Here is a 24,607-nt window from a genome sequence, read left to right on the forward strand (position 1 = left end):
CAATATGGACGCAATAATCCAACAGTTAAAATCACTACGCCTAAGTCATGCTTCTGATGCACTGGAACAGCAAAGAATACACCCCGCGACCTATGCTGAACTTGGCTTTGAAGAAAGGTTAGGACTCATCCTTGATCATGAGATAGTGAACCGAGATCAAACCAAAATCCAACGACTTAAACGGCAAGCCAAGCTGCGCCTAAGCGCTAGCGGTAATCAACTGGACTACCGCCCAGAACGAGGCTTAAAAAGAGCAATGATGGGAGAGTTATTATCAGGCACTTATTTACAAAAGCGACAGAATGTCCTGATTACAGGTGCAACAGGTGCAGGTAAAACCTATGTTGCTTGTGCGCTCGCCGAGCAGGCGTGTGAGCAACACTGCCCAAGTCGTTATTATCGCCTAAATCGTTTACTTGATGACCTGAGTAGTAGCCGCCTTGATGGCAGCTATCAAAAGCTACTACTGAGCTTGTCTAAGAAAAAACTGTTGGTTATCGATGACTGGGGAATGGAAAAACTCAGCCAAGAGCATGCAAGTAATCTTCTCGAAGTGCTAGAAGATAGATACCAAGAGTGCAGTACGATCATTATCAGCCAACTACCTGTAAAAGAATGGCACGAGATGATCGACAACTCGACGATCGCTGATGCGATCTTAGATAGGTTGGTTCATCAAAGTCATAGAATCGAGTTACGAGGGGAATCAATGAGAAAACTGGCTTAAATCGACCACTTGGAGTAAAACTAAGGAAGAGAAAAGAGAGGCTTAAAAAGGTGGTCGATTAAAAACGAAACTAGGGGTCACATCAGCCGAAATACGCAGCCACGATATAGTGCATGCCGAAAGCTTAGTTGAGCAACTCGATGAAGTTAATACCATCGTTTGTGATAAAGGATATGACAGCGAACTTTTCGGTACTTTTGTTAAGGAACGTGGCGGAGAAACAGTAATTGCTAAACGCAATTACGGACAAGATATAGACAAAGACAGTATGGATTGGTGTCTATACAAGTATCGTCACTTGGTCGAAAATGCCTTTGGGAGAATTAAGCATTATCGAGCTATTTCAAGTAGATATGACAAGCTAGAAAGGAATTATGCCAGCATGTTATCACTGGCATTCATGTTAATGTGGCTACCGATGTATTGTTGAACACGGAATGTACAGCAAAGATCAACACGCCCTAATTCATTACCACACATTGATTTAAACGTTTCATGCGCAATTTGGCTATTTTCTGCTTCTATAATGTCACCTATTGGCTCGAACTCTTGCTCAATAAGTTGAGCATTTTCTCTCGCAAATGAGTCACTATGTACATCTAAATGTGTTGACGTTGTATCTTTCTTATAAAATTGAAATGAAGCCATATTTACATCCTGTGTGGTCATTTAGCAGTCGAATTATGGTAGTTAATGACATATCCAACATCAACAAGTTCTATGAATAAAAGTGTGTCCAGATATTTAGAGCTTTTTAACTATTAGTCGAGTATGACATAAAGAACTTGGGGCTAGAGATATAGGTAAGTTGAGGAAGATACATTCGTAAGCTGGCTTGGTATGAGCTTGGTAAGCATTTTTTGATTCAGAAAGTTGCTCTTTTTATATGGCGTATGTTGTAAACAAGAATCGGTGTTATTTGTGCCGAGTCAGAGATAGCGGTATTGTGTTAATAATGCGTATTTTTTACACTGAAGTAAATCAGATAAGACTTAAATAACCATTGTTCATCTGAATTTCTGACGGTATGTTGAAGGTGGTATACCTTTGTACTTTTTAAACAGACGGTTAAAGTTAGAGCGGTTGGTATAGCCGACTCTTTCTGCAATTAAGTTAATGGGTTGCGACGTTGTTGTGAGCAATTGAGATGCCTTATTCAACCTTAACTTTGTCAAATAGGTGATGTAACTTTCGTTAAAGTGTTGTGTGAACCAACGATGTACAGTGTTTTCACTGACATGTACGTAATTGGCAAGCTTTTTTAAAGTAATATCTGATGAATAATGCTGATCGATGTACTTGCAAACCTTATCAATTTTGCTGAAATCATTACTAACCTTTTCTTTTTCTCCTTGCGAATAATAGGGAAGTAACTCGATAACAGGTTGATCAGAGCACAACTCTCCCAAAACCTGAATGAATACTGCAAGCTGCCCAATTGGGGAGAGCTCACTAAAGTTATTAAGGTGTTGGTAAACCTTCTCTGCTGTTTGTGTTGTAAACCTTATACCTTTGTTGGCATTGCGAATGATAGGGGCCAACTGTCGAAGCTCGGCACTGCTGTACATGAGTTGGCCGATCCACTCCTCTCTGAACCAGATGACATGAGTTTCACACGGATGTTTTTCATCTGAATCTCGTGATTCGAAGCTATGGGCAAGGCCAGGGCCAATTAACAGCAGTTCGTTGTGTTTTATCTGCCCTTCAAAGGTTTCAATTCTCGATTTACCTTGAAAGTTGCGATGCAAAACCAATTCAAATTCTTGATGAGCATGCCAACTTTCCGGTTTGAAGGCTTCTTCAAATTTTTTATAGCGCCAGGACCAGCCATGCCTTTGAGGTACTTTCTGTATTGTTGCTTTCATTCCAAGCCGTTTTAAATCACTGGGTATGTGAACGCATATTGACACGTATTGTTCAATGATCAATAAAAGTATTACTTTTTAGTGGAATAGTATCACTAATGTAAGGTAGGACTGGTATGTTTGAATCATCGTCAGAGATTATAGGAAAACACAAGCATGTCTGAATACCTGAATCGTTTAATACCAAAGCTTACCTCACTTGTGGAGGTCAACCAAAAGGCGTTATCTCAAGCAACGGATTTATTCGCTCAAGCTATTGTTAACGACAATATGATAAAAGTCTTAGGGACAGGCCACTCGCATATGGTTGGTCTAGAGGGGTTTATTCGTGCTGGTGGCCTTGGCAATGTCAATGCTATCTTAGACTCGGTGCTACTAACCAATGATGGTGCGCTAAGAGGTTCGGCTATGGAAAAGTTGCCAGGATTAGCTGAAGTCATTTGGAATGAACAGAATATCTCAGCTAATGATGTAGTGATGGTCATTTCTAATTCGGGGCGAAATGCTCTCCCAATAGAGTTCGCACAACTTGCTAAATCTAAAGGGCATAAGGTTATTGCTATCACGTCGATCGAGCAGTCATCGAAATACCCAAGCCGCCATAGCTCTGGTCTAAAGTTGATGGATATTGCTGATGTAGTTATCGATAATCAGGTTCCGCCTGGTGATGGCCTATGTAATGTAAACGGAAAAGTGACGGGCGCTTTTTCAAGCATAGCGGGCATGATGATCATGAACATGTTAGTTGTGGAGTCCCAGAAAGCCGCATTAAAACAAGGTGCTACACCGCTGATTTTCTCGAGTCAGAACGTAGATGGTTTCGACAATGACTATGTATATCAGCATTTTGGCTCTCGATTAAAATCTATGTAGATAGGCGCTAGACAATTAGCATTGAAGTAATAATGGGTAAGCGATATGTTTCGATTACACCCGATAGGATGTTCCAAGCTAATCATTCGAATGATACACATAAAATAAAGGATTGTTTTTAGATATAAAGTGGTAATGGATTTTCCCTAAAATAGAGAACTTAAATTTATTTAAGTTAATAAACTTGAGCCCACTTCGTAGTGGGCTTCTTTAAGTCATATACCTTGAACCTTAGGTTGAGATGGACTTTTCTCCCTGCTTGCGTTCCAACTTACTACGTACTAAATCTAGTAGTCGCAGATAACGGTCAGCTCCATTCTTTGGTAGTTCACTTGGCCTTTCGAACGATAAAGGTTCTTTTAACTCCTCTGCATCCCAAAACTGATCACCAGTCGAGTCGAATGGAGTGCCGTCTGGTAATTCGTTTGAATAATGTACGCCGTCTTGTTCTTCACCCACAAAAACCTTCCATAGCACTAACTTTCCACCAAAGTAATCATTTATTATGAGTGAGGACATCCCGCACTGCCCACGGCTCGGGTTAGATGGGTTCCAATTTTCTGGGTCATCAGTACTGTCTATAGACCAACTCTCCTGAAGAGCTTGCAATACTTCACTGAGACTTGGATTCATATGTACTCCTGTTATTCCTTCGCGACATAAAACCCCAAGCATTATTGAGGTATCAAGTTAGCGATAGTGCTAATTAATTGTAATTGAGTGACTTTGACTAACTTGCGACTTCCCATTTTTGAGCAACGATAGCATTTTAACACTGTCTTGACGGAATCGGCTGAGTTTGCTGAGCAATCATAGATAGATAAATTAAGGCTTCACGTACACAAAGCCTTTGAATTGCTATCGAAGTTAGCTATCAGTCTAGCTTAACGAAAGCTTGAGATAATAGCTGGAATCCCTGGTAGAAGGCCGACCAATGCCATCACGCTTGTCAGTACAACAAACATAATACCGGGAAGAACCCAGCGGCTCATCTTACTTAGTTCACTGCTACGCTCTTTACAGCCGACCAATCCTAAATTGTCTAGCAGCATAGTGATTGACCAACCAAATGCCGGATTTACGAGTGCTGATGAGAACACAACAATCGCTGCCGATTGCGTGGTTTTACCCTCACGTGTCATCTCCAATCCCGCCTCTAATAGTGGAACGAATACACCCACAATCAGCGCAACACAAAGTACAGGTTGCCAAATAGCTAAGTCCATTGGGTAGCCCCAAACAGCGGCGATGATACAGAACAGAGCAGTTAGCAAAGCACCCGCAGGGATAGGACGTTTCGCAATCGCCGCAGGTACGATGTAAGTACCCCATGAAGACGTAAAGTTAGTACCACCAAGTAGCGATCCGAATGTTTGACGAATAGACGCTGTAGTCATGGTGTCATCAATGTTCATATGTACTTTGTCAGTACGCTCTGGGTAGCTGATCTTTTGGAATACTTGATGCCCTAGGAAATCTGGCGACCACATCGCCACCGCAAGAATCGCGAACGGCAGTACTACCATGAAGTGTTCAATTGTCGGTAGGCCTAACATCCAACCTGTATTTTCTCCCCACCAATACATAGGGTTCATGTTAGGTAAGCCTGGCTCGGTGTGGAAAGCAAATGGCGCACCCATAGCAAATGCAATCGTACCACCCAACAAGCAGCTAAGAGGTACTGCTAGCCAACGCTTGCGGAAATGCTCCAATAGCGCGTACAGAATAATAGTACAAAATATCACCACAAAAGCGATGTGGCTCATGCCGATGCCTTCGGCCCAAGCGAACAGCTTTTTCACCTGAGAAGCGGTGCCCACAAATCCAAGGTAGAGCAACAAGCCACCACACACGCCTTTACTGGTGAGGTTAGCCAACATACTGCCACCTTTACTGATGGCTAATAGCAAGCCGAAAGCGCCAATTAACAAGCCAAATACCATAGGGTGCCCTCCAGCTGCAACTACGATAGGGATCAATGGAATAAGTGGGCCGTGAGTACCAGCAAGGTTAGCCGTCGGAAGTAGGAAGCCAGAGAAAAGGATGATGAAAACAGAGGCGATAAGAAGTTCATAACGAACATTTTCTAGGATGAAGTCTTCATTTAACCCAAGCGCTCCAGCAAAGGTCGCTGCAATAGCACCCACCATAACAATCTTACCAATGGTCGCCGCCATCGCTGGGATGGTGTCTTCTATCTCGAATCGATAATCTTTAAATGGCAAATTGGGACGCCAGCGTTTAGGCGCCATGATTTGTAACTCGTGCTCTAAATACTGTTCTCGGGTATCAAATTCCGATCTTGGTTTGTGTTGTTGCTCATAAGTGAATTCATCCTCATTGGCTTGAGGCTTATCTGCTCGTATATGTACGGACTCTAAAGTACTGCTCATTTTGATTCCTTTCGTTCACACTCTAAGGTGTGTTATTCCAACAAACGTTATTGACTCACGGCACAATGATTTAGCTAAATAGCTATAAATTTTCTGCCACAAAGAACTCGCTGACTGTATTTTATATATGGACAATTTATTTATGAGCAGATTTATTATTAATAAGTGAAATTAACTCACCATAAATACGAATAACAAATCCACCTATAACTAAAAAACTCAGTTGCTAGTACCTTATACCAAACCAAAAAAAACAAATAGTCTCAGCTAGTTAGACATTAGTCGTAGAGTTAGACGACTAGTATGCGACCTTGTAGGGATAGGCATTTATTCAGAAATAATTAAGTAACGTTCGACAATAAATTGCTTGATTTTTAAAGCCCCGAGAAATCTATCGACTCATGTTTGGTTGCGCTCTTGATGTGATTTGATAGTGAACATCTGTTCCAGTTTTATGCCGGATATATTGGGGCGACTAACTGTGTCAGGCCCTGCCTTTTGCAACTAAATCTCTACTACGTTCTGCGCCTGATAGTGATAGAATCTCCGTATCATAATTATCGAAAACTAGGTATTTATAAACAATGTTTATCCATCACGTTAACGGCATTGATTGGCTGGTGATTACAGCTTTTGAAGAACTGAAAACTATGTTTATCGAAGATGCTGATCCCATCCCATCTTACTTCTCTACTGCCAGTGAATTGAGCTTGATTGATCAGGCCAAGCGCAGCTATGGATTTTTGCCCACACTCAGCGGTGTGATCACCGATACTGGCACTTATCAAAGTAAAGATCTTGAAGAAGATTTGAACCCACAGCTTGCGTGTATAGTTGAAGGGCGTGGTCGAGTGTTTATCTATCACGGTGACTATGTGGCTTTTGTGGATGGCAAGCAAACCATCATTACACGGATGGACTGAAGAGCAACTCTGAAGGTGCAATCGGCGAATTGTTATTGTTGGTTAAGGCAAATCAGCTTTCGACTTTTTTGGAGTGTAATTTGATAGTGAATATATCTTCAATTGATATGGCAGCTTGATATAAATAGTCCTTCAGAAAATGACCAAGTATTCACGTTTGTGATGAAGCTGTATGGCTTTTGACATCAATTAAAAAACTATGACGACAAAAGCTCGCTTTATCGGTCAGCTGGAAAGCTACGTTTCATACTTTATGCCCTTTTTAAATCCACCTTAATCTCTCTGCGAACTACATTTTTGCTTAAAACTATTGATAATAATTCTCATTACGATATGTTTGTGGTATCAAACACACTCATTGTTCGGAGACCAACATGAAACACTCGGATATTACTCAACTCCTTGTTCCAAAGAGTGATTGGGCATCGCCTGATCTCTTTCTCTATGAGGGAGAAGATAAACTTCACCTGAGCCTAGAGGGAGCAATTCAATATAGTGGGTTGAACAGTATTGGCGGCGTGGTTCTGGGCTTTAGGATGATCCAACACGCGGTGCAACTCGTGGCGGGTGACCAGTCTTTGCAACGTGATGGTATTAGTATTTATACCGCTTTCCCTGGACGTGGTGCTCAAGACGCCTTTGAGTACACATGTCGTGCACTGCGTGATAGGCGTTATTGTTGTGATACCACACTTCACCACCCTGCAGCACAAACTGGGCAACGTGGTCAGTTTTTGTTTACGATTCGCTTGAACGAACAATCTATGGTGATGACGCCAGCAAACGGACTACCAAGCAAAAGCTACTTTGAAGCTGACCGACATTCACGAGACAGCAGAGAAGCGGCATTGAAATGGCGAGATGAGAAGATTAACTTCGCCAATACACTCTTGAGCTTATCGCCAGAAGAGTGCTTGCGAGTGTTGTAACTCCCGATCTTTGAACCAATAGAACAAATATCGAAAGGTCGCTTTCAAGTTAGCGACCTTTTTTATATCAAGCATTCGCGGAAACCATATTCTTAGTCGTACTTAGGTTTGCGAGAATGAAACGCTTCAAGGTTTGTGAGATAGTCTAAAGTATCGATATCTTTCACTGATGCTCTTAAACCGCTTCAATTTTATTCCGCTGACGCGAAATGGTTAAAAAGGAAGTGACATCGGTTCCCCAACCCAAAAAGAGCATAACCTACATGAAAAGGTTGTTCATTTTATCGATAATTTCGGTAGCAGTGTAAAAAGCAAAATGAACTTTAATTTTGCGGCCTAGGTTATTGCTAAACAAGCGGTTAATGCGATGCAATCGATCATTGCTCGCCAAAAATTGGCAGTTTAACCCGCCGGTATTATGCTTGAGCCTCTACATAATGACTGTGGCGCCGTAAACTCACAATGCGAAAACTTCACTTCAAATGTCTGCCACCATCAAGGTTTAAGGTTCTTCCTGTCATGTAGCGACTGGCCAACACAAACTTAATGCCATCTATTATTTCCTCAAAGCCAGCTTCTATAGGAATTAGAGCCTTTTTCAGCGCTTTGATTTTGTATGCCTCATCGTCATGTTCATTGAACTTAATCATGGCTGGAGAAATGGTATTTACTTTGACTTTGGGAGCCAGCATCGCTGAAAACGACAACGTCAGATTGTTGAGCGCAGCTTTACTAGCAGCATAAGCAATGTGTTTTTTACTGCCTTGTTCCGCAACGTAATCACTGATGTGAATGATGTCTGAAGTTTCATCGCCAGACAACAGATGGTCTTTGAGAGTTAAATTGAACAGATAAGGCACGGTAGCGTGAATCGTCATCATCTGGTGCATGATTTGTGAGGCATTTTCACTGGGGTTGCTTTTGTTCTCAGGCTTCCAGTCTGAAGCGTTGTGTATGACGGCTCGGAGTGTTTTATATTCTTGCCCGACATAATGAAGAAATTCGTCTAGGCTGCTTTGTTGATAAAAGTCGACCTGTTGCAAGTCGGCTCCATTGTCGCGCAACAGTTGCAGTTGAGGATAGTCGCTGCGGTAGGTCCCAACCAAGCTGTATCCATCCGCTAAAAGTTGCTGCGCCAGCGCGAAGCCGAGTCGCTTTCCTACGCCGGTTATTAATATCGTTTCACTCATCGTAAAAACTCAGCTCTAGTTTGAGGGTTAGTTTTGAAAATACCACCAAGTGCGGTTGTTGAGGTTTCAGAGTTTGCATCCATGACGCCTCTGGATTTAACGCAATAGTGAGTCGCTTTAATCGTCACAGCCACGTTTTCTGTTTCAACAAGAGTTTGTATTGCGACCAATATTTGCTGTGTAAGACGTTCTTGTACCTGAGGACGCTGAGCAAAGAATCGGACAATACGATTGATTTTAGACAGTCCAAGAATCTTGTTTTCAGGGATATAAGCCACTTCCGCTAAACCATCGATGGTGATGAAGTGATGTTCGCACGTAGATGTTAAGTCGATATCCGATACTTTAACCATCTCATCAACTGACATCTTATTTTCTATAACACTGATTTTTGGGAAATTATCGTAGTCAAGCCCTGAAAAAATCTCGTGTACGTACATCTTAGCAATGCGATGAGGTGTTTCAGCAAGGCTATCATCGGTTAAGTCCAGTCCGAGCGTACTGACCACTTCCGTTAAAAGTCCTTTGATGCGGTTATACTTTTGGCTGGGGTTCATTTCGCTCAGTGTCATTGGGGTTTCAAGTCCTTTTGCGAGCAAAGCTTCTCTTACTTTTTCGGCTTCTGTATTCAGCATGACTTTCTCCTTATGAATTATTGTCGTTGTCTGCTTCATAGCTCAGGGTGAGCGAAACAGAGTCGGCAAAACGTAGCGCATGAGGCTTATCAATTCTCACTTGAGCGTATTTCACCCATGGATGATCGATACAGATGCCGAGTACGTCGCTGGTCAATTTTTCTAAAAGCAGAAACCTTCCGGATTCGACGTGTTGAATGACCTTCTTGCAGATGTTTTTGTAGTTAAGCGCGTTGTCCACATCATCAGAGAGACAGAGGTTGTTGGCGGGGTAGTGAATTTCAGCATTGATAACGATGTCTTGCTGCTTCGACTTTTCTTCTTCGTTGAAGCCGATGAAGGTTCTTAGTCTCAGGTTTGTAATGGTGATAATGGCGTTGTGATTCATAACAGTGTCCAATCCTTAGAAAGTGAAGTCAGTTACGTGCTTATTTTAAGAAAAGATCAGTAAAGTTCAGGTGTTCAGTTGCAGTCGTTCTGTCTACAGTTATGTGAAGGCTAAGTAAAATTAAGCTCGAAAGGGATAGGTTCGGTTTTCTGGCTCAACTGATCGAAGCTTTCCCATAGCTGCTGAAACGAAATGTCTAGAGTGGGGTGGCGTTCTTGTGCGGCAATATCAACTAACGGCCTTAGCACAAAAGCATACTCGGTGATCTCGCCTCTTGGCAGCTCTACGCCATCGATAATGCCCACTTGATTACCATAAAGAAGGATGTCGATGTCCATCGTACGTGAAGCATAAGCTTTGGTTTGACGCTTGCGAGCGTTCTCTGATTCGATTTGATGTAGAACCTTAACTAACTCTGCGACTGGGAGAGCACATTCGAACCCAACGACTAGGTTGAGGAAGTTATCCCCTTTGAAGCCGACTGGTTCGCAATCGTAAAAATTAGAAATATGCAGAGGGGCAAAGCGGTCATTCAGTGCTTTGAGAGATTCTGTCACGTGGTGTTCGCGGTTAATGTTGCTTCCGATGCTTACATAGACGTTGACCATATTATTTCCTTCCTTTTTGCGGTCTTATACGTTCGACCCGCTGTGAAGATCAGCTGCATGCACTCACAAAAGCATGAGATAAAAGAAAGATAGGATCTGCTGTAAATTTTGCAAGTTTTGAACCCGTAGGATGGTACTTACGAGCTAGAAAGTGCCATGAGTAAAAGTTCACCCGATGAAGGTTTTGGATAAAAATGAGCTTCCAGTTAATCGAGTGAATACCCCAAATAGCCACAGAACTACCGCCTCTAGGAAAAAATAACGATGCAGTGTTCCATTTTCTGATAGTGATAGAATATCCACATAAAAATTATCGTGAATCTAGGTATTTATAAATAATGTTCATCCATTATGCATCTCTAATGCCTCTCAATAAAAAAAGCCCAAACAAAGGATTGGGCTCAATTCAATAATCATGAAGCCATTGCTATGGTGGTTACACTCCGATTAATTTCCCCAGATTTGGCTTACAAACTCTGGATGGTCAATAAACGGGTTACGATTCCCTTGGAAATCATGTACCGCCTTATTTCGGTCGATTTCTTTTTGGCTTACTGGATCTTCAGAATGCCAACGCTTTAGCATAGTAAGTAGCCAAGGTTCAAAAGCGGTTGTATTGGTTCCATCCAGAGCGGCATCAGCGCTTGTAGAGTTCCCTTCCCAATTAGCGATTTCATTTTCATAGCGTGTTGCCATGTAGAAATATGCTCTTGCGAAATCACCTTTAAACTCATCAATTGGCTCAAACACCGTACCTACATAACCAAGAGAGTTCGCTGCACTGCCTAACTTAGAACCATTGCTTGATGTGTATGTCGCACTACTTACCTCACCAAATGGCCAATTACTACGTTTCGAGTTAACGTAGCCGTCAGTGGCAAATAAATGGTGACCGTCAGAGTTCATTGGCTCGACTTTCCCACCAAACCAGCTTTTCGGGAATGAGTGCTCACGGTTGTAGCAATCACCTTCTTTTCTGTATTGACCACATTGATCGGCCACCTTAGTAAATTGGATTGAATCTGATCCTGAAGGTTTCTCCGAGTACATATCGAGAATCGACCCATCAGTGTCATAGTATGCGTCAAGGTCAGCCTCAGACACTAACGTCCAAATAGCGGTGTAACCCTGACTACTATGATTATCAATAATTTGATATAAGGCCGTTTTTAACGCAAAGCCCACTTTGCCTTCAGCGTCTTTGTAATACTCACCTAACACTGGTGGTTCAGTTGGTGGTGTCGTTGAGCCGCTAATCGTAAATTCTGTACTCTGACTTGCTTGGAAATCACCGCCAGATCTCACAACGGTTCCATTAACCGACAAACTGTATGAACCATTCCCCACACTGCAGCACATTCCATCGCCATAAGAGTCTATAACTTCTAGAGTGTAGCTGCCGTTTGCTAAACACATTTCCACTTCATTGGTAGTGTTACTTTGATAGTCTGAACCAGAATAAAGAGTTTGAGAAACTGAGTTTTTGATAGACCAACTGGTTTCATAACCATAGTTATCCGTCACTAGCGTGAGTGCGGCACTTGTGTCATTGCAGCTTTGTGTTGGTGGAGTTTCCGTAGGCTGAAAGTTATCTAAATACACCACTTCCGAACCATCAAAACCTGTATCATCATAAAATCGTATGCCCACAACGATATCTTTAGTGCTCGTAGCGCTGTACGAGTGAGTCAATGCTTGCCACTGATTCGTTAAACCATTATTCGAGTAGCCTGAATAGCCATCAACAAAAAGGCGAGCTTTCACGTTACCTTCAGTGTGATAAACATCGACAGAGAAATCATAAGTTTTCCCTTGTTCAACATTTATCGTTTGAAGAAAATCGGTATTACTTTGAGTTCTTGTATTCACGGTTACTTGTGCAGAGAAACTGCCGTTATTTACAGGGTCGGTAGAGAGCGAAAGTGCAATGCCGGAGTCAATCACGCTCCATCCAGATGGTACGTTTCCTTCCCAGTTTTCGAAACTTCCATTTTGCATTTGCGCATACGCACTCGCTGAACAAAGTAATGCAACGCCACTCAGTGTTATTATTCTATTTATCATATAACCTTCTGTTTAATTGGATAAAAACCAACTAAGCTTAGAAAGTAATCAAAAGATGAATGGGGATATACATCACATTTATAAATGTAAGCATTATCACTTTGATTAATATATGTGATGTAAAGCAATGCGATATCTATCTGTTAAATGTTTTCACACGCTAGATTATTGAAAAAAAAGGTTCATCTCGGCTTTCAGGGGAAAGCCGCGATGAAACAAAAATAAGCACTTATCCACAAGCACTGCCTCCAGTAAATGTAACCTCTACTATAGCCTGAAGAAGTACCCAAGTTGTCGGTCTCGAGTGAAACTATGGGGAAATCACTTTTGGGCTAGAGGGTATTTTGTCGATACGGTCGGTGTGAATGGAGAAGTCATTCGACAATATGTACGATACCAAGATAAATAGGACATAGAGTATGAACAACAACTGCAGTTATTTAAGAACTGATAGCGTGGATGCCCACTTCTAGGGGTTATAAAGTAAAACCGCCTTTATAAAGGCGGATATTCTATATGATAATTATTGGACGCCTTACAAACAGCTAAACCTAAAACTGTCGTTTAAATCAAGGGGCAAAATTAGGGTACTAAATTGGTTGTCCCTAGATTCTTGGCATATTGCTGCCCTCTCACTAGAGTTGTTGACATACTTATCTAAGTATTCAGCTGTTAAAACAGGCTTGCCGTGATTAATAAAAGGCAGCAGTGCACCACATTCGTTATACTCAAAACATTGTTCGTTAACTGCAAAGTCAAAGTATTCTACCAGTTCACTTATTTGATTAAGGTCATTTTTCAATCCAACCGCAAGGCCTCTTTTATGCGCCTCGTTCGCAATAAATCGATTGTATGCAAGCTGATCTTGAGAAGTCAGGTTGAACCCAGATTTATTGGTGTATCCATCCATATTATCAGGTTCAACACCATCACAACCTTTTTGCTTGGCAATATCCAGACGTTTTTTCATGATTGAATGAACGTTATCCGAACGAATATCAAGCCAGCGCTCATCAGCCCAGCCATCAAGCGTATTTCCAAGCGTGTTTGGCAAGAAGAGGTCTTTATCATCTCGATAATTCTCATAAGAGCCGGCTGAAAAGTAACATACCACTTTTTTTCCTGAGTGTTGTAAGTTTTGTATTGTCGTATGTTTCGTATCAAAAAGGTCTACATCATAAAGAGTAACAGGGTAAGAGATGTTTAAACTACCCTCTAGCTGCCATTGCCATGTGACTGAAACTGGGGGACGATACCAAGAACCTGCTGTAATAGGGGGAACATTTGGTTCAAGAATAACTTGAGAGTTTGAATGATGGGATTGAGTTCCATCATCATTTGAATAACAGCCAGAAGAAATAACCGCACTAAGGGCAACCGATAAATATTTCACGCTTCTCTCCACTCACAATTGATTATTCTGGTGAATGTATTTTATAAAATCATCATAATCAATAATTGTTTTCTGTTGGGTGATTTGTTGCCAAGAAAAGTATTAATAAACCTAAAACGAGGGGGGAGGGAGATGGCTTTAAGTTTGCGACTTAGAGGCTATGAAATGTATATAAAAGGTAGTGCTATTTATATTGTATCAATAATACAGAGCAAACGACGGCTATCTTGTTCTATCTGCCTTTTTTATTTGGTTGAGGTAGCGAGAAAGTACTTCGACGAGGTCATCTTTTATCAAGGGTTTCGTTAACACTTCATTTGCACCAGCCTCTCTTTAGGGATCCCGATACCGTTATCTTCTACTGAAAACTCAATGGCAGAATTGTCCCGAGGTTTGATTATGACGTTGATTGAGCCACTTTCAGTAAACTTGAGTGCATTTCCTACTAAATTGAGAATGACCTGTCGAATTCGAACGGAATCGCCATTATCAAGCAAAGAAAACTCAATCCCTTTTCTGAACACAAGGGTTTGATACGTGTTCAATACGGGTTTAGTTATGTCGGACATTTTGAATGGATGCGGATCAATGTTTAAACTGTCATTTTCTATTTTGGCTAAGTCTAAAATATCATTAAGAATAGCGATTAAGTGCTCGCCTGAGTCAAGCGCTAACCGGAGCACTTCTCTTTGTTCTTTCTACTCTGTTTCCTCATTGAGTAAGCAAGGTATTGCCCAACTTCTTCATCACAATCTAGATTCTCGGTGCCAATGTTGCGGCTATCTAGATACTGCCATCTCTTTTGTCTTTAACATTCACGATGTTGAAAAACTCCCTTAAATATCTATGTTTAATATAGGAATACCAATACACAAAGGGTCATTAAAGTATGGATGCCACTCCCGTCAAAGTTCTGTTTGTGTGCGTGAAGAAAGGCGTAAGAGCTGCTATCGCTAAAGCGATTGTCGAGCAGCAATCTAATGGGATGATACACGCTAGCTGCTGTGGTTTTGAGCCAGGTGCAACCCCTAAAGTTCTCTTAGAGGAATTGTCTAACATGCTTGACGTTGAAATCATTGGCGAGAGTAAAACAGTATTTGAGTACAAAAAGACCAATGAAAAATTCGACTACGTGATTACGCTTTGTGACCAAGCAAGTAATGAGCAGTGTCACTTGTTTGTTGGATGCGTCAACCTGGTCTTTTCGCATGTACCCAACAAGCTCCATTGGGCTATCCCCAATTTGGCTAGTGCAATAGATCTGCCAGAGAGAAGAAGGAGGCAGGTTGTAAAAGAGGTTGTAGAACAAATAAACTTTAAAGTGGTGCAACTTTTGGCAATGTCTGAAGCAAAGGCTAGATAAACTCTCCTGTTACACAGAGGTGTTTTTACCTACCTAACTGGCAATTTAGTTTTTGTCTTTACCTGCCCAAACGCGAAGCTCGATTCAATAGAAGCAATATTGGGCAGGCGAGTTAGTTGCTTACGGATAAACTGCTCGTAGCTTTTGAGCGATTCACTGACCACATGCAATAGGTAGTCGTGATTGCCTGTCATCAGAAAGCACTCTAATACTTCATCAATAGCTTCGATGTGGAGCTCAAAGTCTCGCATGTTCTCTTCTGTCGGCTTTTCAAGCTTCACCAACACAAACACATTTACCGGCAGGCCACACGCTTCTTGATTGACACTGGCGTGATAGCCACGAATAATCCCTTGCTTTTCTAATGAGCGAACTCGGCGCAAACAAGGGGAGGGTGACAGCGCTACGCGATCTGCCAGCTCTTGATTCGTCAGCCGAGCGTTGCTTTGCAGTTCAGACAGTATTTTCTTATCGATCTCATCCATTGGCATATTCCATTAATATTTTAGTTCACTTAGCAATATTATTGCTCAAAGTGTATGCATTGCTTCGTAAATAGCAATTTTTAACATCTGCGTAAAACTAAACTTAAAGGAGGAACAACAAGCATGGAATGATTTAGGAACTATGAATACTTCAACTCAACTTAGCCCGCTGCGTAAAACCACCAAACACGGACAAGCAGAAGCCCTTGCCATTGAGCAAGCAAAGCATTTTGGTATCGACCAAAATAGTGATTACGGAGTCACGCTGATTGAACTGGCGACAACCCTGTACAAAGCCAATACCAAGACACACGATCTTTGGGCATTGACCGTTGATGGACTTTCAGAACTCGATAAGAGTGACCGAATCGCTTGGTTTAACGCTAAACGCTTTTTGTCATTCCAGATTGCTAAGATCCTCGATAACTTGCAAAACCCAATGCGTGCTACTTACCAATCTATCGCTACTAACAATGGTAATTTTGCCTCAAAAGGCGCGTATCCTATCTTCGATAATGTGGCGGCTATTTTCTCTGCGAGCCCAGTGATTACGCGCACCGCGACCTATTTGTTTGCTTGTACAGAATGGATTGAAGATGCGTTCAACGGTAAAGAGCCGCTACACGATATTTACTCTCGGCTTCTCAACCCAACATCGATTTCACTGGCTAACCACATGGTTGACATTGAGGCGGGCTCCAGAGCCAACGAGTATCTCGCATGGAACTTTAATTCGGGGATGGCAGCCATTGATGGGTTGTTGAGTCATTTGCTTGGCCATGAAGACATAGTCTTGGCTTCACGTAATATCTATGGCGGTTCTTACCAGCTGTTGGAAGATTGGTTTGGGAAACCGTCTAACCTGAATATAGCGGTAGAGTGGGTCGATGGTTATTCCGGTGATGAGTTTGCCACTCGCCTTGACGAGGTTGCCGAAAAATACGCGGATCGCCTCGCCGCAGGTAAGAAAATCTACGTTTACCTTGAGTCACCGTGTAATCCACATGGATACGTGTTAGATGTTGCCAGTATCAGTAAAGCTGGTCACTCTCGTGGTTGGGATGTGATTGTCGACTCGACAGTCGGCACGCCATTGTTGCACCCAGTACTAAAACCCGATGATGTGGTGGAAAGACCAGATTATGTCATTCACTCTTACACTAAAGAACTGGCGGGTTCAGGTACCACGACTGCTGGGGTTGTCATCGGCCGTAACGAGACTATGTTTGTTCCTAAAGGAGAGGAGGTCACCTGTAACAGACCTAACGGCGATGAGGTCACCATTCTATGGAACGAAACCCTGTTTTGGAATGTGTACTACATTAAGGGCGCATTCTTAGACGCAGACAAAGCGTTTGAAGTACTCAATGGCATGAAAACTTATGAGATGCGCGTGGTGCAAAAGACCATCAACACACTGACTCTCGCGAAAATCTTTGATGCTCACCCAGACATCAATGTGTCTTGTCCTGCTTTGCCAGACAGCGATAACTATGAACACTGCCAAAACAATATGTACTTAGGGCTGCCAGCCGCGCTGTTCACCATAGATATGGAAGGTAACGGTGACCGAGCACCAATCAATCGAGATGGGTTCAAACAGTTCTTCGACATGCTTGAGCCAGCAATCGGCATGCAAGTAAGCCTAGGGCAAACCAATACGGTGGCACTGTGTCCGGCACTAACCACGCACTCAGAACTTAGCGATGAGGCACTCAATGAAGCTGGTATCAAGCCGACCACAATGCGTATTTCGATCGGCTTGGAAGATCCTCGAATGTTCATTGCTCATATTATCGAGGCCGCTAAATTGTCGATTGACCGCAAGCACGCCGACTTCTCATCCAGCTTCCCCAGTGGTGACAATATCGATAAACTCTATATGCAAACCTATATGGATGTTCACCAGAGGTTTGTGAAGAGCTTGCCCAAGTTCAGCCAGCTCATTCAATAACTTTGGTTAGTAAGCCAAGTCATTGGAGTATGGCGCAGTGATCGTTGAGAATCGCTTCATCGCTAGACAGAAAAACTAAGGCCTCTCATGTGCGAGGCCTTTTGGGTTTTGGAGAGTGCCAATAAATCAGTTTCGAACACACTTGTGAAGACTGTCGTTAGCGAATTTTGTAATTTTCTCTACCCACTCGTCTAGTCTTTTGGCTGGTGGCCTGTCTTCTTCGCAAGCTCTTGCATAGCCTCTGCAAAGGTTGTTGTCCCGCCTTTAGCTTTAACCTGTACCACTTTATATCCCAGTTTTTCCAGTGCTTGGCGCTCTGCTAAAACAGCTTTATCGTCAGGTTGACTGCCTTGCAAAGGCTGATGAATGTAACACCCCTCAAGTTGACCATCTTCGACCCGTTGGTGGTGTTTTAGTGCATTGATATCAAAATTCATAGTCAGTCTTTTCGTTTAAATGGTGAGTCTCTGTGGCAAAGGCCGCAAGTCTTTATAATTTGATTTTTGTACCATACGGCATTTTAACCATAAGAAGCTAGTGTGAATACAGTAATTCAAAGGAATATAGCTGGGTACGGTTCCCCCCGGAAGGGGCAAAGATCAATGACGAAACACCTCGTTTCGTCATTCAGTGAAAAGCTGACGCCTAATGTATCGCGTTTGCGAGGCCTTTTTGTGTGGTGACAGTAAACTGAGTTCTGGCAACTTATTGGACAGACATTGGCTAGTGGTGTCGCACTAACCAAGTCGAATATATGGGGTCAGTGCTACTTTGATTCAGTTTCAATGATTTCAATCATTAAACGATCAATTTGGAACACAACTTGGATACTCGCATCTTCCATCGCTTGAACCGCTGTGATTACGCCTTTTGTATCCCCTGAGGCTGCTTGATGCATGGCCTTGCGACCGTTGTCATGCACCTGTTTGTGTGGCTCTTCAAGCAATTGATAGCTTCTCAAGTGATTGTAAGCCTTACCATCACCGCGATAATACCATTGCCCTAAGCGACACTCTGAGTGAGTGTTGATGGTTTCAGTGAATGAACCACTTTGGAGTAGGCGATAGGTATTATTTTTCCAGATAGCGTGGTCGAGTTTTACTGAATCCAAGAACGCGCGAGTAGAAGCAATGTGAATCACTTGCTTCATGTTTTCCGACTTCACAACCACTTCATTAACAATAGAGCTTATTTGTGCGGAGGACGCTGACACTTCTTCTGCGCAAACTTGGTTCTCTTCAATAGAGGTCTTTATCGCGTTTACTTGAGTCAAAACTTGTTTCACTAATGAATCAATTTTTTCACTGGCTTCGCTGGCTTTACCTGCAAGGGTTCTTACTTCGTCAGCGACGACTGCAAATCCGCGTCCAGCCTCACCTGCGCGCGCGGCTTCAATAGCAGCGTTTAATGCTAAAAGGTTAGTTTGGTCTGAAATCTCTTGGATAGTCGATACCAGGTTAGAAATAGCGCCAGCCGTATGATCCAATATATCCACAGATTGAATGCTTTGAGACGCCTGATCGCTGATCTTGATTGCTCGGTTGTCTAGGTGCACTAATGCTTGATGTGTTTGTTTAAACATATCATCCAGCTGTTGAAGCTCTTGGTTTTCATGATCCATAGATTTCGCACTTTCAACCATCTCTTTTTGAATGGTTTTGAGCATGTCTCCACCTTTCAAGCAATTAGACATCATTTCACTGCTGTTACGATGTTGTTGATGTGTCGATTGAGCAAGGTTTTGCGACTTATTTAATTCCATTTCGAGAGCATTAATATCAGATTGATACTTCTTTTTTAGTTCGGCTAGTTGTTTTTTAAGTAATTGGTTTTCTAGTTTTATTTGTTTTATTCCAAACATAAAATACCTATATGTATAGATCGAAAAGCTATTCAAGGGGCTGATAATGAAGCCGGGTTGGTAACGTATTGGTTTTAAAGGTAATAATTACCGGCTGGATTGTAACAAAGTATTATTAGGTTGTTAGCCTTATTATCTTGGCTAGTTTGATTAATGACTAGGGCGTGTTGATCTTTCGTGAGTGTTTTTTGAACAGCATGGTAAAGAGTTATAATTTGCTTCGCCAAAAGTAAAACCATAACCAATACCATGCCAAGAACAATGCTAACTGATATTCGCTGGGAACTGCTACTCCAAGTTATGAAAAGTACAGGTCGTATTTACGATAAAACTGAACATCGAATGACATTTGAAGGAATACTTTATCGAATGAGAACAGGTATTCCTTGGCGAGATCTACCCTCTGAGTTCGGAGAGTGGAGTACCGTTTACAGACGATTTAATCTTTGGTCAAAGAAAGGGATTTTAGATAATCTTTTCAAAAGCTTATCTAGCATGGCTGACTTTGAATGGGTATTTCTTGATGGCTCTATAGTTAGAGCGCATCAGCATAGTACAGGTGCAGCTACTGAAAGTTCAGAGCAAATAGGAAAAAGTCGCGGGGGCAACTCAACCAAAATTCACTTAGCTGTAGATAGTGGTGGCCTGCCGATTTGCTTTGATTTATCAGAGGGACAACGCCACGATATAGTGCATGCCGAAAGCTTAGTTGAGCAACTCGATGAAGTTAATACCATCGTTTGTGATAAAGGATATGACAGCGAACCTTTCCGTACTTTTGTTAAGGAACGTGGCGGAGAAACAGTAATTGCTAAACGCAATTACGGACAAGATATAGACAAAGACAGTATGGATTGGTGTCTATACAAGTATCGTCACTTGGTCGAAAATGCCTTTGGGAGAATTAAGCATTATCGAGCTATTTCAAGTAGATATGACAAGCTAGAAAGGAATTATGCCAGCATGTTATCACTGGCATTCATGTTAATGTGGCTACCGATGTATTGTTGAACACGGAATGTACAGCAAAGATCAACACGCCCTAGTAAATCACTTTTTTATTGTTTGGATAGTATAATTTTGGCTCGTTTTAAACACGCCTTCACAATATTTTTATAGGGTGGTTGGTATTGATAAATATAAATAATGTTTGATTGTAATTATCTTACCCATTGATTTAGAATGCTCTAATGCAAGGTGAGAGAGTAGTTTGTCGTGGTCCGATAAAGGCAACGTTTAATATCAGCTGTTTAAACATATCTATGTCTCTTATCTGTTTTGCTTAAATGTGACGTGTCCAAGGTCAGGGTGTGTTCATAATTTGAACCTTTCAAGTGTGGCTTAGTTGGATCTTTTGTTTAAAAAATGAAGGGATAAGTTTTGGTTTACTGGTGAGGGGAGTGCGAGTGCTGCTGAAGCTGAGTGAGTTGTGTGTCTGACTTTTATAGCCAGACCATGTTATGGCCTCGTCAATGTGAGGCCAATATACATTGATGTTAGTTAGCTTTTGACGCTTTATGTTGCTCAACCATGAAAGTAATCGCATCGTCTCTTAAGCACGACTTACTCACGTATTGGCGCTGTTTACCAATGTGAATGATAAAGCCGAGGTCGGTCTGTTCTAGCTCATCGATTTGATTCCACGTAATGGTATTTGTGGCTTTGCGGTTTTTATAGCTCACACCATCAGTATCTCCTGAAAAGATCACCTTACTGCCAGCGCCTGAGCTGATTTTTTGTCGCCATAACCACCAGGTTCTCTTGCAGTAGACACTGAATGCTTCAATCACACTCAAAACAATAAAGAACCAGCCAACGTAACCGTTCGGTAATAGTTCAAACTCTAATAGAACCACACCAAAAACAAGAAACAGTATTCCTTTCAAATAAGCTTTTGGAAATTGAGTCGGAAGGCTTGTTTGACCATAACACTCTGCGAAAAACGTCTTGTCGAGGGTATATTCTGTGGTGAAACCGGATTCTTTAGACATGCGTGGCTACTTTAAGGTTCTCTGTGAATGGGCTTTGTTTCAATGGGCATTCCATGCTGCACTCTTGCAACTTGATCATTGTATCGCTTCTCGATACTTTTCTTTAGCGGTTTTGAACCTCTTTTGTAAATCAATAATACCGCAGGTGTTTGCTCATGCCATAGTTATGCACAACAGATTAGATAGGGCGTGTCTCAGTTTATTATTTCGATGTTCTACAACAATAATGAAAAGAGATAAAAAGGTCATACTTCGCTTCATAACGAAGTGTCACAATGACGGAGCTCATTGCTGTCGCTGAGATTGGAGCATCAACAACCAGCGCTCACTTGTCTCGTCTGTTAAAAGCCAACCTAGTGACGTGTTTGTCACAAGGGCGACATCGATAATGCTACTGGGCAGTAAATGAACTGCCCGTTATTCGTCTCTACCAATTACATAGTGAACACCGGCGACATGCCATTGTCTGGCCCGTTCATTAACAGTAAACCAATAAACACCAATAGAATGCCGCCGAAAAGCTGAAGATAGTGACCAGCCACTTTCAATGATGCGCTGCTATTCTTGCTTCCTGCCGACAAATAACGCTTCACCAAATGTTTTCCTGTTAGCGTCATTATGGCGATTAATGAGGTCGTAAATGCCGTACCTATGGCCATGGCAAAGGCACTCAGTACCCCCATCCAGTAAAGGCCAACCATATTAGCGAACAGTAGAACCATAATGGCACCGGTACAAGGTCTTACGCCAATAGTAACGATGATTCCGGCGTATTCGCGGATCGTTGAAGCTTTGTTTATCGCGTCTGCATCGGCCACATGCTGGTGGCCGCATCCACAATCGGAATGAGAATGATCGGCGTGAGAATGTTCTGCAGGTTGTAATGCGTTAGTCGGGTTCAACATTGCTGAACCAGCAGATACAGATGAGCGAATCACTATTGGCGATTGGACTGAAATTGGCGAAGACGCATCACCAGCTAGTGTGGTGATGGCTTTCACTTTCAACTTGGGTTTACGCATCGTGGTATAGATGTTTTTAAGAGCCTTCGAGCAGATCAAAGTACCGACCACGGCCACTAACGCAAAGCTCAATGAGACAAACATATTGGCTTTGTCGTTCACCACTCGCATTGATGCGCTAAAGCCCCATAGCAATACACTCACCAGTAAGATAGCAACCAGCGCTTGTAAAAACGCAGAAACAACCGTCAGCACTAAACTGGCTTTCGCCTTGGTTGGGTGCGTCGCTAAATAAGTGGACACGATAACCTTGCCGTGTCCTGGGCCCATAGAGTGAAGCATACCGTAGACGAAGCTGAATCCGATGAGGTAACTGCCTGCGCCCCAAGGATTAGACTTAGCTTCATAGAGTAGGTCAGCAAGCTCAGAGTTAACTTCTCTTTGCCATTGAATACTAGAAATCACTAGTGATGGCCACATACACCACAATTGATATGCGCCGACAGCAAGCAGCAATAAAGTGCCGAGACCAATGAGGTAATAGTTTGTTTTAAATTGATTTTTCTGCATTTGACAAGAACCTGTATCAGAGACCTTTTTCATTGAGTGAGAGGTTTAATGAGTTTGAGTTAAGACATTTACTGACTGAAACGAGCCGCAATGATTAAGACGCTGGAACCGCAGCGCAATGAAGCTCAACCGATTGAGTAAACAGTTGGCCTAAAGTGTTGTCAGGATCTGCATCAGCAGGTAAAGACATCGCATAGCTCATTTGTTCAGGTGTCGGGTTCGGTTCAATGATCTCCAACTGGCATTGTCTCGCGAGCGCAGGTGATAAGGTCACATCACCATTTGAGATCCACGACATATCGACGAAATAACTCGGGTCAAAAATCAACACGCGAAGTGAGTCTCTTGTTACGGGCTTTGGTTTTGAGAGCGGTAGAGCAAAAGTGAGCACCATTTTGGCTTTGTCACGCTTAAATTTGGAATGTTCAGCCACTTGATATTTTATTGGCTCTTCACCATCGTAGAAGTAGGTGAAGTAGTGCTCATACATCATGTTTTCGATAACAGATGCAGCGAGATTTTTAAATGTCTCGACTTCTTTCTCGGGCGAGACATCTTCTCCATCCAACATATACATGGATGTCATGGCATCAAAAGACCATTCCATTGAAAGGCCAGTGATCATGCCATTTTCGCCCTCGATGTGGGTTTTCATTTCAACCCAAGAGTGAGGGTGGGCTTGTAGGGTCGGAGCAAAAGACAATAATGCCAACCAAATAGGCAGGGGCTTAATAGAACGTAAGCTCGTCGAGAAGTGGCTTACATAGCGCGAAGAGAGACGATTGAATGCGTTGGTTAGAACAAATAGCTGTTTCATGAGGACAAATGGTCATTTATTGTAATGTTATAGTATAACAATTTGCGGGGTTGTTCATTTTAAATTGTCAGCTTATTCACTTCAAAATGTAAGTTTGTTTGCTCGAAAGGCGTCTCAATCCATGACCGTCTGTTCAATTCTCTTGTTGCTATTAATTCGTTGAATAGTGTTCGTTTCAGTATTAGCTCAGTTAATGCTTGAGTGTTGGACTACTTGGTTTTGGCTTTAAACAAGCCGATTGGAATACACTCTTGATGGCCTTATGAACTACCCCCTAGTATAGGTAAGGTGCTATATTACTTGTTAAATCTTTTCTTCCATCACATTGAGTAACCACGTTATGTCACACACAGCCAAAGATCAGAAAAAACTCAAGGCACGAGTTAGCAAGATACAAGGTCAGGTTAATGGTCTGAAAAAGATGTTGGATGATGAAGAGCAGCAATGTCAGGATGTGTTACAACAGATAGCAGCCATTCGTGGTGCTGTGAATGGCTTAATGCGAGAAGTGATTAAAGGCCATCTGTTAGAACACGTCGTGTTAGAAGATGACAAGGTTCAGCGTGAAGAAGATATGGAAGTGGTGCTTAAGGTGCTCGACTCTTACATTAAGTAA

The 24,607-nt window shown here is 42.2% G+C and carries 26 protein-coding genes and 3 pseudogenes; 12 read left to right on the plus strand and 17 right to left on the minus strand.

Annotated elements, in window-relative coordinates; translation table 11 throughout:
- Nucleotides 1–4: 4 nt before the first annotated feature.
- Nucleotides 5–727, plus strand: coding sequence for an IS21-like element helper ATPase IstB (gene istB / locus ACMAZD_RS07710; RefSeq protein WP_286291966.1), 723 nt, complete (start codon nt 5–7; stop codon nt 725–727).
- 85 nt (nt 728–812) lie between these two features.
- Nucleotides 813–1,157, plus strand: a pseudogene (locus ACMAZD_RS07715) (transposase); the annotation flags it as partial.
- Here ACMAZD_RS07715 and ACMAZD_RS07720 read toward each other — a convergent pair.
- Nucleotides 1,100–1,375: a hypothetical protein gene (locus ACMAZD_RS07720; protein WP_435249166.1), complete on the minus strand. Its 276-nt coding sequence runs from the start codon at nt 1,373–1,375 to the stop codon at nt 1,100–1,102. The pseudogene ACMAZD_RS07715 and the gene ACMAZD_RS07720 overlap by 58 nt on opposite strands.
- Before the next feature lie 359 nt (nt 1,376–1,734).
- Nucleotides 1,735–2,592 (minus strand): AraC family transcriptional regulator, encoded by an 858-nt coding sequence (locus ACMAZD_RS07725; RefSeq protein WP_435249167.1) that lies wholly within the window; start codon nt 2,590–2,592, stop codon nt 1,735–1,737.
- A gap of 156 nt (nt 2,593–2,748) precedes the next feature.
- On the opposite strand from ACMAZD_RS07725, the gene ACMAZD_RS07730 reads away from it, so the two are divergent.
- Entirely contained in the window at nt 2,749–3,465 is a 717-nt protein-coding gene (locus ACMAZD_RS07730; RefSeq protein WP_435249168.1) for a sugar isomerase domain-containing protein, read from the plus strand.
- A gap of 231 nt (nt 3,466–3,696) precedes the next feature.
- Here the strand turns inward: ACMAZD_RS07730 and ACMAZD_RS07735 are convergent, their stop codons facing one another.
- Both ACMAZD_RS07735 and ACMAZD_RS07740 read right to left on the minus strand, forming a co-directional pair.
- The gene (locus ACMAZD_RS07735) at nt 3,697–4,098 is read right to left on the minus strand and encodes a YunG family protein (RefSeq protein ID WP_435249169.1); all 402 of its coding nucleotides are present in this window, start codon (nt 4,096–4,098) and stop codon (nt 3,697–3,699) included.
- A gap of 251 nt (nt 4,099–4,349) precedes the next feature.
- Nucleotides 4,350–5,858: a DUF3360 domain-containing protein gene (locus ACMAZD_RS07740; RefSeq protein ID WP_435249170.1), complete on the minus strand. Its 1,509-nt coding sequence runs from the start codon at nt 5,856–5,858 to the stop codon at nt 4,350–4,352.
- A 584-nt stretch (nt 5,859–6,442) separates the two neighbouring features.
- Here ACMAZD_RS07740 and ACMAZD_RS07745 point away from each other — a divergent pair.
- The 3 genes and pseudogenes from ACMAZD_RS07745 to ACMAZD_RS07755 all read left to right on the plus strand — a co-directional run.
- Nucleotides 6,443–6,781: a cytosolic protein gene (locus tag ACMAZD_RS07745; protein WP_435249171.1), complete on the plus strand. Its 339-nt coding sequence runs from the start codon at nt 6,443–6,445 to the stop codon at nt 6,779–6,781.
- 374 nt (nt 6,782–7,155) lie between these two features.
- The gene (locus ACMAZD_RS07750) at nt 7,156–7,710 is read left to right on the plus strand and encodes a hypothetical protein (RefSeq protein ID WP_435249172.1); all 555 of its coding nucleotides are present in this window, start codon (nt 7,156–7,158) and stop codon (nt 7,708–7,710) included.
- 206 nt (nt 7,711–7,916) lie between these two features.
- Nucleotides 7,917–8,113: pseudogene (locus tag ACMAZD_RS07755) on the plus strand (patatin-like phospholipase family protein); the annotation flags it as partial.
- A 70-nt stretch (nt 8,114–8,183) separates the two neighbouring features.
- On the opposite strand, the gene folM reads toward ACMAZD_RS07755, so the two are convergent.
- The 5 genes from folM to ACMAZD_RS07780 all read right to left on the minus strand — a co-directional run bounded on the left by folM (nt 8,184) and on the right by ACMAZD_RS07780 (nt 12,595).
- Complete coding sequence (gene folM, locus ACMAZD_RS07760) at nt 8,184–8,900, minus strand: dihydromonapterin reductase (protein ID WP_435249173.1); 717 nt, start codon at nt 8,898–8,900, stop codon at nt 8,184–8,186.
- A complete protein-coding gene (folE, locus tag ACMAZD_RS07765; protein WP_435249174.1) occupies nt 8,897–9,535 on the minus strand; it encodes a GTP cyclohydrolase I FolE in 639 nt (212 codons plus the stop codon). The genes folM and folE overlap by 4 nt, the downstream gene beginning before the upstream one ends.
- A gap of 10 nt (nt 9,536–9,545) precedes the next feature.
- A complete protein-coding gene (gene folX, locus ACMAZD_RS07770; RefSeq protein ID WP_435249175.1) occupies nt 9,546–9,923 on the minus strand; it encodes a dihydroneopterin triphosphate 2'-epimerase in 378 nt (125 codons plus the stop codon).
- 110 nt (nt 9,924–10,033) lie between these two features.
- The gene (gene folK / locus ACMAZD_RS07775; protein ID WP_435249176.1) at nt 10,034–10,531 is read right to left on the minus strand and encodes a 2-amino-4-hydroxy-6-hydroxymethyldihydropteridine diphosphokinase; all 498 of its coding nucleotides are present in this window, start codon (nt 10,529–10,531) and stop codon (nt 10,034–10,036) included.
- 447 nt (nt 10,532–10,978) lie between these two features.
- A complete protein-coding gene (locus ACMAZD_RS07780) occupies nt 10,979–12,595 on the minus strand; it encodes an endonuclease (RefSeq protein ID WP_435249177.1) in 1,617 nt (538 codons plus the stop codon).
- A gap of 280 nt (nt 12,596–12,875) precedes the next feature.
- On the opposite strand from ACMAZD_RS07780, the pseudogene ACMAZD_RS07785 reads away from it, so the two are divergent.
- Nucleotides 12,876–13,004: pseudogene (locus tag ACMAZD_RS07785) on the plus strand (transposase); the annotation flags it as partial.
- 126 nt (nt 13,005–13,130) lie between these two features.
- On the opposite strand, the gene ACMAZD_RS07790 reads toward ACMAZD_RS07785, so the two are convergent.
- Nucleotides 13,131–13,988 carry an endo alpha-1,4 polygalactosaminidase gene (locus ACMAZD_RS07790; protein ID WP_435249178.1) on the minus strand — a complete coding sequence of 286 codons (858 nt, stop codon included), beginning with the start codon at nt 13,986–13,988 and terminating at the stop codon, nt 13,131–13,133.
- Between the two features lie 305 nt (nt 13,989–14,293).
- Nucleotides 14,294–14,671, minus strand: coding sequence for a sensor histidine kinase (locus tag ACMAZD_RS07795; RefSeq protein WP_435249179.1), 378 nt, complete (start codon nt 14,669–14,671; stop codon nt 14,294–14,296).
- Nucleotides 14,672–14,877: 206 nt separating this feature from the next.
- On the opposite strand from ACMAZD_RS07795, the gene ACMAZD_RS07800 reads away from it, so the two are divergent.
- The gene (locus tag ACMAZD_RS07800) at nt 14,878–15,351 is read left to right on the plus strand and encodes a hypothetical protein (RefSeq protein WP_435249180.1); all 474 of its coding nucleotides are present in this window, start codon (nt 14,878–14,880) and stop codon (nt 15,349–15,351) included.
- A gap of 29 nt (nt 15,352–15,380) precedes the next feature.
- Here the strand turns inward: ACMAZD_RS07800 and ACMAZD_RS07805 are convergent, their stop codons facing one another.
- A complete protein-coding gene (locus ACMAZD_RS07805) occupies nt 15,381–15,836 on the minus strand; it encodes an Lrp/AsnC family transcriptional regulator (protein WP_435249181.1) in 456 nt (151 codons plus the stop codon).
- 142 nt (nt 15,837–15,978) lie between these two features.
- Between ACMAZD_RS07805 and ACMAZD_RS07810 the strand changes: the two genes are divergently transcribed.
- On the plus strand, nt 15,979–17,790 hold the full coding sequence (locus ACMAZD_RS07810; protein ID WP_435249182.1) for a PLP-dependent transferase: 1,812 nt from the start codon (nt 15,979–15,981) through the stop codon (nt 17,788–17,790).
- Nucleotides 17,791–17,981: 191 nt separating this feature from the next.
- On the opposite strand, the gene ACMAZD_RS07815 is transcribed toward ACMAZD_RS07810, so the two are convergent.
- A complete protein-coding gene (locus tag ACMAZD_RS07815; protein WP_435249183.1) occupies nt 17,982–18,227 on the minus strand; it encodes a hypothetical protein in 246 nt (81 codons plus the stop codon).
- A 329-nt stretch (nt 18,228–18,556) separates the two neighbouring features.
- Nucleotides 18,557–19,651, minus strand: coding sequence for a methyl-accepting chemotaxis protein (locus ACMAZD_RS07820; protein WP_435249184.1), 1,095 nt, complete (start codon nt 19,649–19,651; stop codon nt 18,557–18,559).
- Between the two features lie 249 nt (nt 19,652–19,900).
- Between ACMAZD_RS07820 and ACMAZD_RS07825 the strand changes: the two genes are divergently transcribed.
- A complete protein-coding gene (locus tag ACMAZD_RS07825; RefSeq protein WP_102276546.1) occupies nt 19,901–20,662 on the plus strand; it encodes an IS5 family transposase in 762 nt (253 codons plus the stop codon).
- A 485-nt stretch (nt 20,663–21,147) separates the two neighbouring features.
- Here the strand turns inward: ACMAZD_RS07825 and ACMAZD_RS07830 are convergent, their stop codons facing one another.
- On the minus strand, nt 21,148–21,642 hold the full coding sequence (locus ACMAZD_RS07830; protein WP_435249185.1) for a YcxB family protein: 495 nt from the start codon (nt 21,640–21,642) through the stop codon (nt 21,148–21,150).
- Between the two features lie 275 nt (nt 21,643–21,917).
- On the opposite strand from ACMAZD_RS07830, the gene ACMAZD_RS07835 reads away from it, so the two are divergent.
- Nucleotides 21,918–22,031 carry an ArsR family transcriptional regulator gene (locus tag ACMAZD_RS07835; RefSeq protein ID WP_435249186.1) on the plus strand — a complete coding sequence of 38 codons (114 nt, stop codon included), beginning with the start codon at nt 21,918–21,920 and terminating at the stop codon, nt 22,029–22,031.
- A 45-nt stretch (nt 22,032–22,076) separates the two neighbouring features.
- Here the strand turns inward: ACMAZD_RS07835 and ACMAZD_RS07840 are convergent, their stop codons facing one another.
- A complete protein-coding gene (locus ACMAZD_RS07840) occupies nt 22,077–23,174 on the minus strand; it encodes a nickel/cobalt transporter (RefSeq protein ID WP_435249187.1) in 1,098 nt (365 codons plus the stop codon).
- A 94-nt stretch (nt 23,175–23,268) separates the two neighbouring features.
- Nucleotides 23,269–23,991: a DUF1007 family protein gene (locus ACMAZD_RS07845; RefSeq protein ID WP_435249188.1), complete on the minus strand. Its 723-nt coding sequence runs from the start codon at nt 23,989–23,991 to the stop codon at nt 23,269–23,271.
- Nucleotides 23,992–24,331: 340 nt separating this feature from the next.
- On the opposite strand from ACMAZD_RS07845, the gene rcnR reads away from it, so the two are divergent.
- Nucleotides 24,332–24,607: a Ni(II)/Co(II)-binding transcriptional repressor RcnR gene (rcnR, locus tag ACMAZD_RS07850; RefSeq protein ID WP_017631168.1), complete on the plus strand. Its 276-nt coding sequence runs from the start codon at nt 24,332–24,334 to the stop codon at nt 24,605–24,607.

Source organism: Vibrio sp. nBUS_14 (assembly GCF_051201655.1).
In the GTDB taxonomy this organism is placed as follows: domain Bacteria; phylum Pseudomonadota; class Gammaproteobacteria; order Enterobacterales; family Vibrionaceae; genus Vibrio.